This window comes from Aquimarina rhabdastrellae (genome assembly GCA_947387485.1).
GTDB lineage: Bacteria > Bacteroidota > Bacteroidia > Flavobacteriales > Flavobacteriaceae > Aquimarina.
The window spans coordinates 140,418-159,583 of sequence record CANDNT010000004.1; the positions used below are offsets into that span (position 1 = coordinate 140,418).

18 protein-coding genes are annotated in these 19,166 nt (G+C 30.0%); 4 read left to right on the forward strand and 14 right to left on the reverse strand.

The window, feature by feature from the left end; genetic code table 11:
- Positions 1–8: 8 nt before the first annotated feature.
- From ACYEKI_RS09200 to ACYEKI_RS09215, 4 genes are all read left to right on the forward strand, one after another.
- Positions 9–1,745, forward strand: coding sequence for a sodium:solute symporter family protein (locus ACYEKI_RS09200; RefSeq protein ID WP_459210894.1), 1,737 nt, complete (start codon positions 9–11; stop codon positions 1,743–1,745).
- A gap of 6 nt (positions 1,746–1,751) precedes the next feature.
- Positions 1,752–2,948 carry a DUF3500 domain-containing protein gene (locus ACYEKI_RS09205; protein ID WP_459210895.1) on the forward strand — a complete coding sequence of 399 codons (1,197 nt, stop codon included), beginning with the start codon at positions 1,752–1,754 and terminating at the stop codon, positions 2,946–2,948.
- Positions 2,949–2,989: 41 nt separating this feature from the next.
- Positions 2,990–3,814 (forward strand): DUF6503 family protein, encoded by an 825-nt coding sequence (locus ACYEKI_RS09210; RefSeq protein ID WP_459210896.1) that lies wholly within the window; start codon positions 2,990–2,992, stop codon positions 3,812–3,814.
- Between the two features lie 212 nt (positions 3,815–4,026).
- On the forward strand, positions 4,027–4,617 hold the full coding sequence (locus ACYEKI_RS09215) for a class I SAM-dependent methyltransferase (protein ID WP_459210897.1): 591 nt from the start codon (positions 4,027–4,029) through the stop codon (positions 4,615–4,617).
- 132 nt (positions 4,618–4,749) lie between these two features.
- Here ACYEKI_RS09215 and ACYEKI_RS09220 read toward each other — a convergent pair whose 3' ends face one another.
- The 14 genes from ACYEKI_RS09220 to ACYEKI_RS09285 all read right to left on the reverse strand — a co-directional run bounded on the left by ACYEKI_RS09220 (position 4,750) and on the right by ACYEKI_RS09285 (position 19,162).
- Positions 4,750–5,307, reverse strand: a complete 558-nt coding sequence (locus ACYEKI_RS09220) for a phosphatase PAP2 family protein (RefSeq protein WP_459210898.1) — start codon at positions 5,305–5,307, stop codon at positions 4,750–4,752.
- Positions 5,304–6,365, reverse strand: a complete 1,062-nt coding sequence (locus ACYEKI_RS09225) for a glycosyltransferase family 9 protein (RefSeq protein WP_459210899.1) — start codon at positions 6,363–6,365, stop codon at positions 5,304–5,306. The genes ACYEKI_RS09220 and ACYEKI_RS09225 overlap by 4 nt, the downstream gene beginning before the upstream one ends.
- A gap of 277 nt (positions 6,366–6,642) precedes the next feature.
- A complete protein-coding gene (locus tag ACYEKI_RS09230) occupies positions 6,643–7,671 on the reverse strand; it encodes a helix-turn-helix domain-containing protein (RefSeq protein WP_459210900.1) in 1,029 nt (342 codons plus the stop codon).
- A gap of 146 nt (positions 7,672–7,817) precedes the next feature.
- Positions 7,818–8,453 (reverse strand): hypothetical protein, encoded by a 636-nt coding sequence (locus ACYEKI_RS09235; RefSeq protein WP_459210901.1) that lies wholly within the window; start codon positions 8,451–8,453, stop codon positions 7,818–7,820.
- A 9-nt stretch (positions 8,454–8,462) separates the two neighbouring features.
- Positions 8,463–9,152 (reverse strand): HupE/UreJ family protein, encoded by a 690-nt coding sequence (locus tag ACYEKI_RS09240; protein WP_459210902.1) that lies wholly within the window; start codon positions 9,150–9,152, stop codon positions 8,463–8,465.
- A gap of 78 nt (positions 9,153–9,230) precedes the next feature.
- Entirely contained in the window at positions 9,231–9,446 is a 216-nt protein-coding gene (locus ACYEKI_RS09245; RefSeq protein ID WP_459210903.1) for a hypothetical protein, read from the reverse strand.
- 23 nt (positions 9,447–9,469) lie between these two features.
- The gene (locus ACYEKI_RS09250) at positions 9,470–10,648 is read right to left on the reverse strand and encodes an efflux RND transporter periplasmic adaptor subunit (RefSeq protein ID WP_459210904.1); all 1,179 of its coding nucleotides are present in this window, start codon (positions 10,646–10,648) and stop codon (positions 9,470–9,472) included.
- A gap of 13 nt (positions 10,649–10,661) precedes the next feature.
- Positions 10,662–15,062: a CusA/CzcA family heavy metal efflux RND transporter gene (locus ACYEKI_RS09255; RefSeq protein WP_459210905.1), complete on the reverse strand. Its 4,401-nt coding sequence runs from the start codon at positions 15,060–15,062 to the stop codon at positions 10,662–10,664.
- 183 nt (positions 15,063–15,245) lie between these two features.
- Positions 15,246–15,701 carry a hypothetical protein gene (locus ACYEKI_RS09260; protein ID WP_459210906.1) on the reverse strand — a complete coding sequence of 152 codons (456 nt, stop codon included), beginning with the start codon at positions 15,699–15,701 and terminating at the stop codon, positions 15,246–15,248.
- A 27-nt stretch (positions 15,702–15,728) separates the two neighbouring features.
- The gene (locus ACYEKI_RS09265; protein ID WP_459210907.1) at positions 15,729–16,166 is read right to left on the reverse strand and encodes a TlpA family protein disulfide reductase; all 438 of its coding nucleotides are present in this window, start codon (positions 16,164–16,166) and stop codon (positions 15,729–15,731) included.
- Between the two features lie 86 nt (positions 16,167–16,252).
- The gene (locus ACYEKI_RS09270; RefSeq protein ID WP_459210908.1) at positions 16,253–17,416 is read right to left on the reverse strand and encodes a hypothetical protein; all 1,164 of its coding nucleotides are present in this window, start codon (positions 17,414–17,416) and stop codon (positions 16,253–16,255) included.
- Between the two features lie 194 nt (positions 17,417–17,610).
- Positions 17,611–18,072, reverse strand: a complete 462-nt coding sequence (locus ACYEKI_RS09275; RefSeq protein WP_459210909.1) for a TspO/MBR family protein — start codon at positions 18,070–18,072, stop codon at positions 17,611–17,613.
- A gap of 3 nt (positions 18,073–18,075) precedes the next feature.
- Positions 18,076–18,777 carry a GTP cyclohydrolase I FolE gene (gene folE, locus ACYEKI_RS09280; RefSeq protein WP_459210910.1) on the reverse strand — a complete coding sequence of 234 codons (702 nt, stop codon included), beginning with the start codon at positions 18,775–18,777 and terminating at the stop codon, positions 18,076–18,078.
- On the reverse strand, positions 18,740–19,162 hold the full coding sequence (locus tag ACYEKI_RS09285; RefSeq protein ID WP_459210911.1) for a 6-pyruvoyl trahydropterin synthase family protein: 423 nt from the start codon (positions 19,160–19,162) through the stop codon (positions 18,740–18,742). Before ACYEKI_RS09285 ends, folE begins: the two co-directional genes overlap by 38 nt.
- Between the last annotated feature and the right edge of the window lie 4 nt (positions 19,163–19,166).

A 19,166-nucleotide genomic window follows, 5' to 3' on the forward strand; every position in this document is an offset into this window, starting at 1 on the left:
ATTAGTTTATGAAGATTCTGGATTGGATTGTTCTCATATTTATAATCATTATAATCATTGTTTACGGAATTAAGAAAACCCGAAAACCATCTGATTCAGAATCTTATCTAAGAGGACAACAAACTTTACCATGGTGGACAATAGGTCTATCTGTAATGGCAACTCAAGCAAGTGCTATAACCTTTTTGTCTCTCCCTGGTCAAGCTTATGATGAAGGATTACGATTTGTACAGTTTTATTTTGGGCTACCCATAGCCATTATTTTACTCTGCATATTCGTTTTACCTGTATATTACAAATTGAATGTATATACTGCTTATGAATTTCTTGAAAAGAGGTTTGATTTAAAGACAAGAAGTTTTGCTGCATTCTTATTCTTATGCCAAAGAAGTGTTGCTACAGGTCTTACACTCTTTGCTCCTTCTATTGTATTATCCTCTATTTTGGGTTGGAACTTAAGTTTTACTACCTGTATCATTGGGCTTTTAGTAATTATATATACTGTTTCTGGAGGTACAAATGCTGTGAGTCAAACTCAAAAACAGCAAATGCTTGTCATCCTTCTGGGATTAATAATTATATTCTTTATTATTATTTCAAAATTGCCATCAAATGTTTCTTTTCAAGACGCAATTACTATAGCAAATGATACAGGTAAATTAAAAGCTATAGATTTTGAATTTGATCTCTCTAATAAATACAATATCTGGAACGCTATTTTGGGCGGTACATTTTTGTTTTTGTCCTATTTTGGTACAGATCAAAGCCAAGTTCAACGCTATTTATCTGGTAAATCTTTAAAAGAATGCCAATTAGGCCTACTATTTAATGCCATACTTAAAATTCCTATTCAGTTTTTTATTCTCTTTATAGGAGTTTTAGTTTTTATCTTTTTACAATTCAATACTACCCCTTTACATTTTAATACTGCAAATGTAGCTTTGATTAAAAATTCTACCTATGCAGATCAATATATATTATTAGAAAAGCAATTTGACTTATTAGAAAAGAAAAAGTTAGATGCTATTAATCATAATCTAGAAGCAAAAACTGTAGATAAAACTGAAAACATAGCTTCTATTAATAACATACTTATTAAGGAAAAAGCTATTAGATCTGAAGCTAAAACATTGTTAAAAAAGTTTTCGGTTCAATCTGGAGTTCAAATTGAAACTGAAGACACAGATTATATCTTTATAAATTTTATTACACAACACTTACCTCAAGGATTTGTAGGCTTATTAATAGCAATTATAGTATTAGCTGCCATGTCTGCTACTGCTGCTGCAATTAATGCACTATCTACAACTAGTATAATAGACTTTTATAAACGTTTATACAAACCTAAAGCAACAGATAAACATTATTTGTCTGTTTCAAAAGTAGCAACATTCTCTTGGGGCATCATATCAATTTTCTTTGCAATGATCATCACTTTATTTGATAACCTCATTGAAGCTGTAAACATTATAGGCTCTTTATTTTATGGAGCTATTCTTGGCATTTTTATTATTAGTTTTTTTCTAAAAAAAATCATGGCCAATGCGACTTTTATTGGCGCTATTATAGGTGAACTTATCGTGATCCTACTTTTTATACTTAATACTTATGAAATTATTGATATAGCCTATTTGTGGTTCAATCTTATAGGTTGTGGCATTACAATACTTATCGCAAGTTTATCTCAATGGATTATAACTATTAATAATCGTAAAAAACTAAACTTAATTCTTATCAAAAACTAACTATATATGAAAGCTATTCTATATGTATCTATATTCTTGAGTATTATTTCTTGTAATGCTCAAAATGAAAAAACAACAACTAAAAAAGATACAGAAACTAAAAGACCCTTAAGTCATTTTGAAAAACATGAACTTAATTATTTAACTACTCCTTATAAAGGAATTTTCACTTCTACAGGAAAAAAAGAAGGACTTTTTCCTTTAAAATCCACTGGAATTTCAACTGAGAAAATAATTACCACAGCACAACAATTTATCAAAGGATTAACTCCGTCACAAAAAGAAAAAACTGTTTATCCTTTTAATGACGAAGAATGGCGAAAATGGTGTAATGTAGATAATGGTATTTATAGAAGACAAGGTGTTTCTATCAAAGAAATGACACAACAACAACGTCAATTGGCATTTAAAATGTTAAAAACTTCTTTAAGTGCAAAAGGATTACAGTTGTCTAAAGACATTATGAAAACCGATCAAACACTAAAAGAGTTAAATGGGAATTCTCCTGATTTTGATGAAGAATTATATTATTTCACGATAATGGGTTCTCCTTCTACAACTGAGCCATGGGGTTGGCAATTAGATGGGCATCATTTAATTATTAATTATTTTGTTTTGGGAGACCAAGTAGTAATGACACCAACCTTTATGGGAGGTGAACCTATCATTACAACTACAGGAAAATATAAAGGCAATACGTTATTTCAAGATGAGCAAAATTTAGGTTTAGCCTTAATGCAAGCTCTCCCTATATCTCAACAAGAAAAAGCTACTTTAAGTACACAAAAGAATAGAAATAACGCTCAAGCCGAAGCTTTTTCTGATAACATAACGCTAAATTATGAAGGATTAAAAGTATCAGAATTATCAAAAAAACATCAAGATCAATTACTACAACTTATCGATCAGTATGTGTCAAACATGATCGATAATCATGCAAAGGTTAAAATGGACGAAATTAAAACTCATCTTGACGATACCTATTTTGCATGGATAGGGAAAACCAGTGATGATAGTGTTTTTTATTATCGTATACACAGTCCCGTTATATTAATTGAATTTGATCATCAAGGTCCTGTAGGTGTTAGAAGCAACAGTCGAGGGGCAACAAGAAATCATATCCATACCGTTGTACGCACTCCTAATGGTAATGATTATGGAAAGGATTTATTAAAGCAACATCTAGAAAAACATCATCATTAATATTTAATATAATTAAACCAATCGTAAACCCTTAAAATACTATGAAACTCACTAAGCACTTAGCGATCTTAACAATTACAGCTACAATAGTTAGTTCTTGTAAACAAGAAACCTCATCGTCTAATCTTTCATCTGCTCCACAAAATCAGATAGAAAAAAGAACTACTGAGATTAAGGTTAATACTAAAACTTATCCCGATTTAATATCCAAAATGTTTGATAAACACGGCGGAATAGAAAACTGGAATACCATGCATCAACTTAGTTTTGATTTAGGAGAAGGTGATGATAAAGAAACTACTATTACCGCTTTGCATAGTCGTAAAGCAAGAATCGATACCAAAAATGATGCTATAGGTTTTGATGGTACTAAGGTATGGTCCTTAGAAAAAAGTGATAAAACTTATGAAGGAAATGCTAAATTCTATTATAATCTGATGTTCTACTTCTATGCCATGCCTTTTGTATTAGGTGATGATGGTATTATTTATGAAGAAGTTCCTCCTCTTGAATTTGAAGATATTTCTTATCCTGGAATGATGATCTCATACAAAAGTGATGTCGGTTTATCTCCAGATGATCAATATATTGTTTATGTACATCCTAAAACAGGTGAGATGGAATGGTTAGGTTATACTGTCACTTATTTTTCTAAAGAAAAAAGTAAAAAATTTAGTTTTATACGTTACACAGATTGGCAAACAGTTAATGGTATAAAATTGCCTAAAACACTAACTTGGTATACATCAGAAAATAACCTTCCTACTACAGTAAGAAATAGTGCTGAGTTTAAAAATGTTTCTCTTAAAAATACCATAAACGCAGATTTATTTACTATCCCAGAAGGTGCAAAAATAGTTGAATAACTACCTATGAATGGAGTGATGTATTTTAAGGCTACTTGAATTTCCTTGTAAGGTTTTAAAATACATCTCTTCTAATCATTTAGTTAGTTTTCTAATTATAAAGGCTTTATCAATTAAGCTATACTTTTTACAGCTAGAAAACTATCCTCTAACTAACATTAAAAACAACATTAATTCTTTAAACCTTAACTATGATAACTTAATACAATTACATGATATTAAACGCTATAAAGAACAAAGCTATTTTTCGAAACATCATTTTATTGTTTTTAAATCGATGGGTCGAAAAAAAAACTTTAAATTTTTCATCTTATCTAATCAAACAGTGTAAAATACTTGATGTAGGTAGTGGTAATTGTCTTATTACTCAAAATTTAAAAGAAAAAGGCTTCAATATCATTCCTGTAGATATTCAAAACTTATCCATAGTAAAAACCATTACTCCTATAGTTTATGATGGAAAAACACTACCATTTAAACAACAAAGTTTTGATACTATCTTACTACTAACTGTTTTGCATCATAGCGATGATCCTTATCAATTGATTACTGAATGTAGTAGAGTTGCAAAAGAACTTATAATTATAGAAGATACTTATACTAATTCTATTCAAAAAACTGCTACTCAAATTGTTGATTGGTTGGTAAATTTTGGTCATTCAAAAATGACCTATCAAAATAAAACAGAAAAAGAATGGGAATACATATTCTCAGAATTAAACATCAATGTATTATCCAAAAAAAGAACAGCTATCTTATTCTTTTTTCAACAAACTACCTATCACCTTAAAATCCAAAATTAATATTAAAATGAAAGCTCTTCCTTAAAAAGAAGAGCTTTCGAAGTTTAACAAAAATCTCAGACAAAGATCCAACCTCATCTTGTCCACATTTATAAAATAATTCTCATCAATTATTTATCTTGTACTCTATTTTTAAAAATCATATCTAAAACCTAGAGTTGGTGTGTCATTCATATAACCCGAAGTAACTTTAAATTTACTATCGTATCGCTTTGTAAATATATAACTCATACCTATTCCTATAGCTGCACCAGCTACCACATCCCATCCATCATGTTTTTTTGATTCAATTCTAGTATATCCTACATAACTTGCCAAAACATAAGCTGGTAAACCATATTTCCATCCATATCTTTTATGCACAAAAGCTGCACTCATAAATGCTACAGAAGTATGCCCTGAAGGAAAGCTATTATTATTTTCTCTATTAGGTCTTTCTTTATCTATTATAAACTTTAATCCATAGGTAACAGCTAGAGTTCCTGCCAAAGCTTTAGAAAACTGCATCCCTCCTTTTTGTTCATCTTTCCATATAGCGGTTGATCCTAATGCTAGAGTAGGCATCGTAAATAATAACACATCACCTATAGATTTATGTGTCTTTTGTGTCGAACTTAATGGCTCTTGACTATACGTTAATGAAGAGATACAACAAATTATCAATAAACATATTTTTGTCTTTACTATCATATAGCCATCTCTTCTAGTTCAACAAATAATCTCGATTCTATCAGCTTCATGATCTCTCTAACTCTGACTGTATTTGTATTTATAGGAAGACTACCATTATCAAAAGGTTTATACATATCAATATTAGTAACAGAAAATAATCCTAAGGTAGTAGTATGTGTCGCACTAGCTAAATGCATTATACCACTATCTGCACCTATAAAAATATCTGTGTTTGCAATTACTCCTGCTAATTCTCTAATATTTCTAGTATAAAAAGTAGGTTCTTTATATCCTATTTTTGAAATATTCTCTTTAGGTAAGACTTCAATAATGTTTACTTTTGGAAAACGATCTTTAAGTTCATTATAGAATATTTCCCACCACTGTTCGCTATAACATTTTGCACCTGTAGCATAGGTAAATAAACAAATAGTCTGCTGATCATTATTAACTAGATCTCTTACATTTTTCTTTCCGTTGATCAACTCTTGCTTTGTTAGTTTAATAGCTAATGGTGAAATTTCACTTTCTAAATCTGATATTCCTACGGTTTGTAAAAATTGTCGCAATGCAAATACAGATTCTTTAGCAATATGTTTTGATGCTATCCCATCTGCCATAGGTATCCACTTACTACTATCGACTAATTTAAAATCGGCTCTAGATATTACTGTAAAAATTCTTCCTGACGAAGATCCTCCTACTGCATTTATTGATAGGTCATATTTTCTTGTTCTAAACGAGAAACAAACTTTTAAATATTTAAAAAGATTCTTAAATGGTTTTTTGGGTAATTCATATACCCTATCAACAGTATTATAATTAACATATAGTTGTGGTGCACAACTTTGATTAGTTAATAAATCTATTTTACAATTAGGAAATGTATTTTCAATCTCTTGAATAAGCGGAGAGATAAGTAGTAAATTACCTAACCTATGATTAGGTCTACATATAAGTACTTTTTTAACCGTTAACGGATCTAAATCATTATACTTTTTATAATCACTTATACTGTTTGTAAAAAATTTAAGTAATTTTCGTTTAGGCCTATTCAAAGATTTTATAAAACTCATCTGCATTCAAACTTTAAAATTGAACACAAATTAGAAGTCGTGTTCATTACATTTTAAAGCAAATGTATAGGTCAGTTATTCTCTCAAAAAATAGACTTAGTGCTATATACGCACTTTAGACCCATTCATACCAAACACACATATAACCAACTAACAAACAGTGATATAAACAAAAACAAGAAGAACAATCGAAAAGGTTCAGGATACGTATTTTGTACATTTACACCTAATAATTTCATGATTTAAAAAATGCTTTTACAATTATCAGAAGCTTTTTCTAGCTTTTAAGTTTCTTTTTAAATTCACTCGGAGTCATTCCTTTTAATTTCTTAAAAGTAGTATTAAAAGATGATTTGGATTTGAACCCTACCTCGGTTGCAATTCCCATTATCGTATAATTATTATACTTCTCATCATTTAAATATGCTATAAACTCATCAATTCTACATTTATTAAGATATTCTTGAAAACTTGTTTGCATATATACATTGAGTACTTCAGACAAATGTTGTCTTGGGATTCCTATCTCTTTGGCAACATCATTTACGGTAAGGTTATTATTTTTAAAAAGCTTATCCTCTGTCATTAATTTTATAAAAACCTCTTTATATTCTTCTATATTAAATCTGTTAATACTTGAAGTTTTATATTTTACAATTTCTGCATTAGGTAAAATTGTTTTTGGAGCAATCACTAATTTAAACAAGATGATATACAGTAATAGAACAGATAATCCTATAATTCCATAGCTTTCTATAAAGGGTATCGTATCATGCTCTCCTGTAAAATAATATGGAATCGTATCTAAGATATGGACAATTGCATAAGGGATTATAAAATAAAGAATCCATTGTTTCTTTTTATTAATGATAATATTATAAATCATATAACCTAAATATCCAATCATAGCAAAACCTACCATGGCTTCTCCTAATATAAATAGCATATGTCCTAGTCCATTAGGAAGCTTATCTATTACATCTTCTATAAATTGCAGTATAACAAAAAACACATATGGTATAAAATACGCTAGATCTTTTATTTGAAATTTATCTTTTTCAGAATTACTATATTTTATAAGCAAAAAGAATAATGTTATTACTAATGGCGCATGGAATAAAAACCAATTTGCATCGGTTTGAAAAAGATTAAAATCATCATCTCCTATACAATGTAAAATCAGCCCTACAATACAACTTAATAATAAAAAGAAATTGAGTTTCTTATAATTTCTCCTTTTATTTATTAATAATATTAAAAGAAAAACACCCTGAATTAGTGCTATTATTTGAATAGTTCTTAGCATACATTTATTTATAATAATTCAAATCTTAACAAAATATTTTAAATAAAAAAATTTGATCTATTAGCTGGGGTTATTTACCCATAAAAAAAAGATGGTTTATAGTAAACCATCTTTTTAAACTTATTTTTAAATCCTAAATTATATTATTAGAATAACTCGTATTCTCCTTTCAATCTCAACTGAATTGTGATATCCTCTTTAGTATCATTTCTATAATACCATCCATGTTTTCCTTCAAATGGTGCCGTTAAAGTTCCTGCCATATTATTTGAATACGCTAATGTATAGCTTTCATAAAATACATTTTTAGGCGGATTCTTTTGTTTTACTTCACCATGAAAATCTATATATACCACTCCTTTATTTGTCATCCATTCATATTTTACACTTCCATATTTAAGCATTTTAAATTTGTATTCTATTCCCTTACCTGCAGGAACAACAACCTCAATAGTATCTTCTCTTTGAGTATACTGTACTTCTGGTGGAGGATTATTAGCTTCGATTGGTTTAGGCACACTTGCTGGTGAACCTACCTTTTCTAACGTTATCTTTTTATAACTCGGTGTTGTAGTTGTAGTTTTAACTTCAGTTTCTACTATTACTTTATCCTCTTGATATAATTTGCTAAATCCCAATAGTTTTCCAGTCTGTAATGGATCCATACCATATTCTGCCGGAAAGACTGCTGTTATTAACACTACCATTCCTATTACAAAAGCTATAACTACTGATTTTATGATTTGTTTTTTGCCCATAATAGGCTGATTATTTGTTTCCATATAAATTATTTATGATGTAAAATATCCTGTCAATTGAAATCCTAGCAGTAAAAAACCTGCTGCCATTAAAAGTGTATTGGTAATTTTTGAGAACTTTAAATAACTATCGTATTGTCTCCAAAAAGCTATTATTAATAAGATCAATCCTAATGCTAAAAATTGTCCAATTTCTACTCCTAAATTAAATCCTAGTAAATTGACGAATAGTCCTTCTTCATCAAATTCAAACTCTTGCAATTTTGTAGCCAATCCAAAACCGTGAAATAGTCCAAAAACCAAAACAGCTACTTTTGTATTAGGTTGTTTTTTAAAGAATTGTTTAAATCCTCCTAAATTATCAAATCCTTTATATACTATAGATAAAGCTATAATCGCATCAATCAAATACGCATTAACATTAATATCTGCCATAACACCTAATAATAATGTTGTACTATGACCAATGGTAAAATAACTCACGTATGTTATTATTTCTTTAGTTCTATATAAAAAGAAAATGACTCCTACCAGAAATAGTAAATGATCATACCCCGTTATCATATGCTTTGCTCCTATATACAAAAATGGACCAAAAGCAACTCCTTTATTACCAGAAAGAAATGATTGTGTTTCATCATCTACTCCATGTGCATATGCCGTAATTGAAATCATACAACAGAGCATTATCATTATAGGAGTAATTATTTTTTTTAGCTTCATATCTAGCTATTTATTATTTGTTTTACAGTTTAACAAAGTAATCTAAGCACCTGTCTAAAAAACAGATGCTTAAAGTGATTAATGTGCATGTCCATGCTCCTTTACTTGACGTATGCTATCTAATCGTCTTTTTTCTGCTTCGTCTATAGCATTTTCTTGTTTAGCTTTTACTTCTTCAACTTTAGTTTCTACTTTAGTCTCTGTAGTTTTTTCTGTAGCTTTCTTATCTGTACATGAAATAATACATGCTCCAATTGTTACGGCTAATACAAGGTTTAAAATTCTAGTTTTCATAATTATTTTGGTTTTGAAATGAGTTATTCTTCTTCTAATGAGTTTTTAATTGCTGAGATTATAGCATAGGCATTTTCTAGAACAAGTTCTTTATTATTTAATACTTCTTCAGAAAATTCAATGGCTGTATAACCATCTTGTGTAATCCCTTTTTTAATAGCGATCAATTTAAAAATAGTACCTTCTTGAGTTATTTTTTCTTTTAAAACAACATAATCTTTTTCATTAAATTCTACAATTGCATCTTCTGGTACAGCTTCAAATGTTTGAGTTCCATATGCTATTTTGGCTTTGACATACATCTCTGGTAAAAGCCCCTGAATGTTCTCTTTTGATATATCTCCATGTACTATAATGATATTATCATTTCCTGATGTTTTTCCTATCTGAACCACTCTTGCTATTCTGTCAAATTTTATTTCGCCTGCCAAAGAAAACTTTATTTCTTGTTCTATGGCTAATTTTCCAATATTATTTTCAAAAGCATTTAATTCTAAATGTATTTTATCCGTATTTACAATTTCAAAAATGACATCTGTTGATGTTACATAATCTCCTATCACGGCATTACTTGTTTTTATATAACCACTAATAGGTGCATATAGACTAGTTACTCTTGAGATATTACCGTCCTGAATAGCTTTCTTATTAAGTCCAATTAAGGCTATTTTTTGCTCTAATGCGCTTACTTTTGCCTGAATCATTTTATACTCTGATTCAATCTTTTGGAATGTTTTTTTAGAATTTACATCTTGTTTTCTAAGCTCTTGTTGCCTTTGATATTCTTGCTCTAGATAGCCAAGTGTACTATAAGCTGCTAAGTATTCTTGTTGAACAGTAATAAACTCAACATTTTCTATAGTAGCCAATACTTGTCCTTTTTTAATCGGAGTTCCTACTATCATTCCTGCTGATTTAAGGTATCCTCCCATAGGTGCAGAGACAATAGCTTGATGTGATGGATCAACTTCGATTTTTCCGTTTAATTGAAGTATATTACTCATACTTCTTTTGGTAATACGACCTGTTTTAGTTGAAGCAAGTTCACTTTGTTCTTTAGTGAATTTTATAGTTGTTATTATTCCTTCTTCAATCTTTTTGCTTTCTACATTTTCAACTTTCTCAACATTGTTGTTACACGATATCAGTATTAATGTCACAATACCTATTAACATATTGTTTCTTATTCTTTCAAAATTCATTGTCTTTTTCTTTTTAATTCGTCATTACTTCTCCTAATAAGGTTTCTATCGCAATCACGGTTTGATTGTTTAAGTATATCGCATCCAAGTATTCTGTTTGAATTGTATTGGCTACGGCCAAATTCTGGAGGTATTGCGTATAATTTATTTCACCTTCTTTAAAACTCAGATTTGCAGTCTTAATCAATAATTCGACTTGCGGAATTGCATTTTGAACATAATAGGCTAAAGTTTCTTGATATTTTTCATAAGCTTTGATATGTTCTTGTAAACTCGCTTCTTTCTCTACTTTAATCAATTCTAATTGACTTAAAGCTATCGTTTCTTTTAGCTTAGCCTGTTTTATTTTGGATCTATTCCCTCCAGGAAATAACGGAATTGCTAATCCCATTTTAAAAGATGAAAAACGATCTGAAGATGTATAACTAATTGCATTATTAGCTATATTAGATTGTCCTGTATAGGTCTGACTATTGTATCCTAATAGAATATCTGGTAAGATTAAACTTCGACTTAACTTAGTTTCTTTTTCTTTTATTTTGACTTTGCCTTCAAGATATTTTATCAATGGTATATGAGCTACATTCTTTTTTGAATCTATAGCTAATAGTGTTTTAGTTTTAAAATCATTAGCATTTAAAATCAAGTTATCTTCTGTGTATACTATTGCTTGTAATTTCTTCTTTGCAATGGCAATATCACTATCATTTTGTTTTAACAGATTATTCATTTTCATAGCCTGAGTTCTTGACATTATATGTTCAAGTTTTGTTGTCTCCCCTGTTTCATACCTCTTTTTACTTGCAAAATCTAGTTGCTTATAAATACTATCTTGCTTTAATAGCAATTTTCTTTTAGCCAATTGCATTGCATAAAAATCATAGGCATTTTTAACTTTCCCGATTAATATTGTCTCTTGTAAAGCTTTATGATCTTCACTACTTTGCATTTTTGATTTAGCCAAAAGGTTTTGACGATAATATACCGTAGGAAAAGCTATACGTTGTGATATAGAAAATAAATCATCATCAACACCTGGATTGCTTAATTCTCCATAACTATATGAAACTTCGGTTTTAGGTATATTAATAGCTTCATTTTTTGCTATTTTGGTCATCTCTACTTGGTAAGTTGCAATCTTTATGCTATTGTTATTTTTTAAAGCTTCCTTAATTGCTTCTTTTAAAGTTATAGTTCTTCCTTGTTTATTTATGTTTTGTGCATTTACTGTAGTTATACTACTTAAGCCTAATACTAAGCCTAGTACTGTCACTATTTTATTAGCTTTGAATTTATTTTTCTTTAATGTGTAGCTATATAAAATAGGGATGATCACCAAGGTTAGGATTGTCGCTGTAAATAGTCCTCCTATTACTACTGTAGCTAACGGACGTTGTACTTCGGCTCCAGATGTATTAGAAAGTGCCATAGGTAGAAACCCTAACGATGCTACCATTGCTGTCATTAACACAGGACGCAACCTGGTTTTTGTTCCTAAAAGTATTCGCTGATAAATATCTGTTATACCTTCTTTTTCTAATCTATTAAACTCAGCAATTAATACGATACCGTTTAAAACTGCTACACCAAATAACGCTATAAATCCAATTCCCGCCGAAATACTAAAAGGCATTTCTCTTAAAATAAGTCCAAATACTCCACCAATTGCAGAAAGTGGTATTGCTGTAAAAATCAACAAACTTTGTTTAACCGATTTAAATGTAAAATACAGTAACAATAAAATCAGTAATAAAGCTGCTGGAACAGCTATCCCTAAACGTTTGTTTGCTTCTTGTAAATTTTTAAATTGTCCACCATAAGTAATATAGTATCCTGCTGGCATATTGATCTTTAAACCAATACGTTCTTTTATATCATTTACAATACTCTGTACATCTCTATTTCTTATATTAAAACCAATTGTAATTCGACGTTTGGCATTATCTCTTTGGATTTGTACAGGTCCTGGTTCATAAGAAATTTGAGCTACCTCTGCTAATGGTATCTGATTACCTGAAGCTGATGTTACATAAATATTCTTTACATCTGTAATGGCTGTTCTATACAATTTGTCTAAGCGTACGACAAGATCAAAACGTCGTTCTCCTTCGTAAATTAACCCTGCAGATTTTCCTGCAAACGAAGTAGCAATTACCGCATTGATATCTTCAATGTTCATTCCGTATTGTGCGATCTTATCTCGATTCATTTTTATCTGAATTTGAGGTAAACCAGTAATTTCTTCTATATATAAATCTTCTATTCCTGCTACGGTTTTAATTGTATTTCCTACTTGTGATGCTAAAGTCGAAAGTTTATCCAGATCTTCTCCATATATCTTCAATACCACATCTTGCTTCGCTCCTGTAAGTAATTCGTTAAAACGCATTTGTATAGGTTGCTGAAATCCAAAGGTTGCATTGGCTATTACTGCTAATTTCTCTTCCATTTTTGTAACCAATTCTTCACGAGTATTTGCTACTTTCCATTCGTCTTTATCTTTAAGGATAATCATCATATCTCCTGCTTCTATAGGCATAGGATCTGTAGGTATTTCACCTGATCCTATTTTATTGACAACCTGCTTAACTTCATCCGGAAAATTCTTTAGTATAATTTTTTGAGCTTGAGTAGAAACTGCTATAGATTGCTGTATAGAACTCCCTACCGGAACTCTTGTTTCTACCGCAAAATCACCTTCATCCAATTGTGGAATAAATTCTCCTCCCATTGTATTAAAAGTAATTACAGTTAGTATAAATACTCCAATAGTAATTCCTAAGACAAGACGTTTTCGCTGTAAAGCACCTTTTATAATTGGATCATAAAAACGTTGAAATACCGTCATCATTTTATCTGAAAAATTACGCTTATGCGTTGTTTTTCTACTTAACATCAAAGCAGACATCATAGGTACATAAGTTAAGGACAACAGAAAGGCTCCTAAAATGGCAAAAGAGACCGTTTGTGCCATAGGTCCAAACATTTTTCCTTCTACACCTACAAGTGCGAGAATTGGTAAATACACAATCAAAATGATAATTTCTCCAAACGCAGCAGCAGATCGTATTTTTTTTGAAGATTGGTATACTTCTTCATCCATTTGCGCTTTTGTGAGCTTAGTTACTCCTGTATATTTTGTTTTACTCTTTGTTATGCCATGCATTACTGCTTCAACAATAATAACAGCACCATCTACTATTAATCCAAAATCAATTGCTCCTAAACTCATCAAATTACCAGAAACACCGAACATATGCATCATTCCTATTGCAAAAAGCATGGATAATGGTATAACTGAAGCTACGACTAGTCCTCCTCTTAGGTTTCCTAAAAAGAGTATTAATACAAAAATAACGATCAATGCACCTTCGGCTAAGTTGGTTACTACAGTATTAATAGCTCTATCAACCAAGTTTTTTCTATCCAAAAATGGTTCTATAACAACCCCTTCTGGTAAGGTTGTCTTAATTTGTTCTATCATATCTTTTACATTAGTAATAACCTTAGAAGAATTAGCTCCTTTGAGCATCATCACAATTCCTGTTACAACTTCTCCTTCTCCATTTCTAGTTGCTGCACCATAACGTGTACCGTGACCTAAAGTAACATTGGCAACATCTCTAATTAATATAGGGATACCATTTTCATTAACTTTAATTACAACTTTTTCTATTTCTTCAATATTCTTTATTAATCCTTCACTACGAATAAAAATAGCTTTTGGGTTTTTATCGATATAAGCTCCACCAGTATTCTGATTGTTTTTCTTTAACGCTTCAAACAATTCTGATACTGATATATTCATGCTTTGTAATCGATTAGGATCAATTGCTACTTGGTATTGTTTAATATAACCTCCAAAACCACTCACTTCAGCTACTCCTTCTGTACCTAGAAGTTGTCGCTTAATAATCCAATCTTGAATTGTTCTTAACTCGGTAGCATCGTATTGTTTTTCATATCCTTTGGCAGGACGAACAACATATTGGTAAATTTCTCCTAATCCTGTTGTTACAGGTGCCATCTCTGGAGTTCCTATTCCTTCAGGTATATTTTTAGCAACTAATGCTAATCGTTCTTGTACTTGTTGTCTACCCCAATATAAATCAACATCTTCTTCAAAAACGATAGTGACTATAGATAGTCCGAATCTTGAAAAAGAACGCATTTCGTCTATATTAGGAATACTGACCATCGCTTGTTCTACAGGAAATGTGACAAGCTGTTCGACTTCTTGAGCGGCCAGTGTAGGCGATACCGTAATAACCATTACTTGATTATCTGTAATATCTGGTACCGCATCGATAGGTAGCTTTGATAAAGCATATGAGCCCCATATAATCAAAGCTACAGTGATTAGTCCGACAACTAATTTATTAGTTATCGAAAACTTTATTATTTTATCTAGCATTGCATTTTTTTAGTTTAATTAAATACGATATCATGAGGTACTTTTACTGTACTTCAGATATATTGTTTAATGTAAATTTGGGATACAAGAGTGTTCTTACTAAGAATCTCATTATTCTTAATAAAACATCCTATTCTTATATAGGTTTAATACTATATAAGAGTTGTATCACCGTAACTTAAACTAAATAAAAGCAGGTGGTCCCCGTAGGGAGAGTGAAGTTAATAGAGGTTTCCTGACTGATTTTAGTACATAAATATCATTTATCGTACTAGTTATACTAGAGAGATCTCTTTTTAATAAAAAAGTATACGGAAGAATCTTAGTACTATCATCTGTAGTTTTTTCTAACGCTGTTTTCACATATTGCGCAAGAACAATAACCTCATCTGTAATAGCATTGTGTGCATGACTTTCTAAAAAATGATTAAAAAAGTCTAAATCATTATGATGATCTCCACTTTTATTTTCATGATGATGGTTTGTATCAATATCATCATGGTGATGATCTACATCGTGATCAGTAATAGCATGCTCTAATTCATGTACATGATGAATATGAGGTAATATAGTGTGTAATAACGTTAAGCTAAAAATGCTTAACAACACTATAGGCGCTATTTTTCTGATAGAATTCACGTTGCGAAGTTAAAAAATAAAATTAGACTATAAATTATCTTCTTCAATCAATCCTTGTATTGCATACAAAAGTCTATTTTGGGCACCTGATTGAGATCCAAATATTGATCTGTAAACAGTTCCATCTTTTTTTATCAAAACCCATTGTGGTGTTCCTTCACAATTAAAGTCATCATATACTCGATGGTGCTTATCTATATATATAGGAAACGGGGTTTCTTTTTTGGTAAAAATACTTTCTATATCTGTTCTTGATATATCATTATTTCTAAAATTACTATGTATCCCCAGTACTTGAATATCTTTAAACTCTTGTTGATACTCATATGCTAAAGGAATTGCTCTACCTGTACATCCTAAACATTCATTATTGTAAAAAATTAAAACTAGAGGTTTGTTATTATATAAGTTAATTAGATCAACTTCGTTTTGATCTAGGTCATGTACTTTTATAGTCGTAATCATTTTTTTAGTATAAAAAAACAAGATACTATTTTATATACAAAATAGTATCTCATCTTATTCAATGATTTTAAATCTGAAAAATCACTTTATGCATTTAAAATAGCTTGAACACATGAAGATCCTTTTAATTCACCTATATCCTTTCTAAATGCAACTCTTACATTATTCTCAAAACTTGTAAACTTAACTACAAAGCTTGAAATATCACTTGAAAGCTCAGTAAAAGGTGTTACTACAGTTTCAATTTCATTTTCAAACTTAGTAATCACTCCCTCTAAATCATTTAATCCAGGAATACTATTTTCTAAATAGTGTTCTACATCTTTAAAAACACTATTAATTTTGTTAAAAATTGATCCTAAAAATTCCTTTACACCATCCATTAAAAGATCTTCCACTTCTTCTATGATATCTTCTATTCCGTTAAGAATCTCTTGTACTGTAAATGTAAAATACTCTACTTTAACTGAATCTTTCCAAGGTTCATACCATGGCCCCGTAACTTTAATTCCATATGGTACACTTATCTTATGATTTAACGCTGAATTAATATCTTTGGCTACAGCTAATATTGGACTTATATCATTTGTGAATGTATTAATAGCTTCGCCTATAGGTGCTACATCATCTTTTAATATACTACCTGCATCTGCTAATCCATTAGAAACTGTTGCTCCTGTACTAATTAATCCATTTAGTACATTATTAGCTCCTTTTACATAAGGATCAGCATCTTTAGAGAAATCTTCTAAAACACTCACCAAACTAGTTTTTTGTACACATTTATAAATATTATAAAACTCTGTTTTAAAATTTGAAGCAGCTGTTTCTCCACTATTTACATAATCTCCAATTTTACTCACTTTAGATTCCATTTTTTCTAAAGCATCTTTGTATGGTTTTACGATATCAGCTACTTTCTTCACTGGTTTATTTGCATCTGTAATACCATCTTTTAAAGGCTTAAGTATCTTTTTTAAATCTCCAACAAATGTGCCTACATCTGGAACTAATTCTAGAATAGTCAAAGCATCTGATAATGCTGTAATACCATCTATTAAGTCACTAAGATCATCTGATATTTCTGATGGATACGAGATATAAGAAATCGCATTATTTAGTTCGTAATCCAAACTATTGATTCCTTGATCTATAGTAGTCAAATCAGATACTGTTGTGTTTAAATCATTTAAAAATGTAGTAACACTACTTGTTTCTACTACTTCTTTTGTTGCTAATTCTGTACTCATAATAAATTTGTTTTGATTTTTTAGTTTGATTTGTATAGCATACAATATCTATACAGAGCCATTAACTTCATTAATGGACATCTTTTTTAATCAAAAAACAATCTATATGAGATCTCTTAACTAGTATATAAACTGTATCTTTTTGATACTACTAATGTATAGCTAATTACTCCCTAAAAATATTTCATCATATTTCAAATCACATAAACATTAAGTGATATAGCAATACACATCCATATTATATAAGGTAATATTAAAAGAGACCATAAGTTCATCTCTCTTTTAAACTTACTTGTCATCAATATCAATACAATTTGTAAAGCGATTAATATGATAACTCCTAATATGATATAATGCTGATTAAAAAAAATGTAATTCCAAGACACATTTAAAATCCATTGCAAACTATAAAGTGTAACTACTTTTTTTGTAGATACTCTATGCCATAGTTGAGCCATATATACAGCAAAACAAATCATAATAAAAGACCATGCTATCCCAAATAAAGCATTAGGTGGTGACCATGGTGCTTTATCTAGATTAGCATACCATAGTGATCTAGGTCCGTTATCCATAAGATAAATACCTAAAGCTAATGCTGCAAAATTGAGTACTAGAAAAACTAAAAAGTTTTTTATCCCTTGTATACTTTTCATGTTTTAATCTTTTATATAGCCTTGTAGTTCTCTTATTTTTGCTTCTGTATTAAATACTCCTCCATAGTATACTGTTACAGTTTCTGAAGTATCATCTTTTACTCCTCTAGATGAAACACAAAGATGCTTTGCTTCTATGATCACAGCTACGTCTCTTGTATCTAATATGTTCTCTAATTCTTTTCCTATTTGATTTGTTAATCGTTCTTGTACTTGTGGTCGCTTAGCATAATATTGTACAATACGATTGAGTTTTGATAAACCTATTACTTTACCCGAAGAGATATATGCAATATGAGCTTTACCTATTATAGGAACAAAATGATGTTCGCAATTAGAATAGAAACTTATATTCTTCTCTACCAACATTTGATGGTATTTATACGTATTATTAAATAATGCGATTTTAGGTTTATTTTTAGGATCTAAGCCAGAAAAAATCTCCTCGATATACATTTTAGCAACTCTATCTGGTGTTCCCTTTAAGGAGTCATCTGTAAGATCTAATCCTAAAACATCCATTATTTCGCTAAAAAGCACACTAATCTTTTCCTTCTTTTCTTCATTGGTTAATGTAAAGGCATCTTCTTTTAAAGGTGTTTCTAGGCTAGTAAACATATGTTCATCTCCTATTTCATCTATCGTAAAATCAATCAAATTTGATTCTTCAATAAGGGTATTCTGCATAATTTCGTTCTGTTTCATATAGCTTAATTTTTAATTCTAATGCTGGATCAATATGTGATCGTAATCTATCATAAATTACCATTGCAATATGTTCTACTGTAGGATTCAAATTTTTAAAATCTTCTACTTCTAGATTAAGGTTTTTATGATCCAAAGGGGTTAATATATTAGTCTTTATCAATTCTGATAAAACTTTTGTATCCATTACATAGCCGGTTTCTGGATTGCATATACCTATTATTTTAACTTCAAGGTCATAGTTATGCCCATGATAATGAGGGTTATTACATTTACCAAAAACTTCTTTATTTTTTTCGTCGCTCCAATGTGCATTATGTAATCGATGTGCTGCATTGAAATGTTCTTTTCGTATAATTGCTGTACGATATTGAGGAGTTTTCATTTTA

What these genes read in the sequence shown, in the direction of transcription:
- ACYEKI_RS09200 (WP_459210894.1), top strand. Translation starts at nt 9, where the DNA reads ATGAAGATTCTGGATTGGATTGTTCTCATATTTATAATCATTATAATC.
- ACYEKI_RS09205 (WP_459210895.1), top strand. Translation starts at nt 1,752, where the DNA reads ATGAAAGCTATTCTATATGTATCTATATTCTTGAGTATTATTTCTTGT.
- ACYEKI_RS09210 (WP_459210896.1), top strand. Translation starts at nt 2,990, where the DNA reads ATGAAACTCACTAAGCACTTAGCGATCTTAACAATTACAGCTACAATA.
- ACYEKI_RS09215 (WP_459210897.1), top strand. Translation starts at nt 4,027, where the DNA reads ATGATATTAAACGCTATAAAGAACAAAGCTATTTTTCGAAACATCATT.
- ACYEKI_RS09220 (WP_459210898.1), bottom strand. Translation starts at nt 5,307, where the DNA reads ATGATAGTAAAGACAAAAATATGTTTATTGATAATTTGTTGTATCTCT.
- ACYEKI_RS09225 (WP_459210899.1), bottom strand. Translation starts at nt 6,365, where the DNA reads ATGAGTTTTATAAAATCTTTGAATAGGCCTAAACGAAAATTACTTAAA.
- ACYEKI_RS09230 (WP_459210900.1), bottom strand. Translation starts at nt 7,671, where the DNA reads ATGCTAAGAACTATTCAAATAATAGCACTAATTCAGGGTGTTTTTCTT.
- ACYEKI_RS09235 (WP_459210901.1), bottom strand. Translation starts at nt 8,453, where the DNA reads ATGGAAACAAATAATCAGCCTATTATGGGCAAAAAACAAATCATAAAA.
- ACYEKI_RS09240 (WP_459210902.1), bottom strand. Translation starts at nt 9,152, where the DNA reads ATGAAGCTAAAAAAAATAATTACTCCTATAATGATAATGCTCTGTTGT.
- ACYEKI_RS09245 (WP_459210903.1), bottom strand. Translation starts at nt 9,446, where the DNA reads ATGAAAACTAGAATTTTAAACCTTGTATTAGCCGTAACAATTGGAGCA.
- ACYEKI_RS09250 (WP_459210904.1), bottom strand. Translation starts at nt 10,648, where the DNA reads ATGAATTTTGAAAGAATAAGAAACAATATGTTAATAGGTATTGTGACA.
- ACYEKI_RS09255 (WP_459210905.1), bottom strand. Translation starts at nt 15,062, where the DNA reads ATGCTAGATAAAATAATAAAGTTTTCGATAACTAATAAATTAGTTGTC.
- ACYEKI_RS09265 (WP_459210907.1), bottom strand. Translation starts at nt 16,166, where the DNA reads ATGATTACGACTATAAAAGTACATGACCTAGATCAAAACGAAGTTGAT.
- ACYEKI_RS09270 (WP_459210908.1), bottom strand. Translation starts at nt 17,416, where the DNA reads ATGAGTACAGAATTAGCAACAAAAGAAGTAGTAGAAACAAGTAGTGTT.
- ACYEKI_RS09275 (WP_459210909.1), bottom strand. Translation starts at nt 18,072, where the DNA reads ATGAAAAGTATACAAGGGATAAAAAACTTTTTAGTTTTTCTAGTACTC.
- folE (WP_459210910.1), bottom strand. Translation starts at nt 18,777, where the DNA reads ATGAAACAGAACGAAATTATGCAGAATACCCTTATTGAAGAATCAAAT.
- ACYEKI_RS09285 (WP_459210911.1), bottom strand. Translation starts at nt 19,162, where the DNA reads ATGAAAACTCCTCAATATCGTACAGCAATTATACGAAAAGAACATTTC.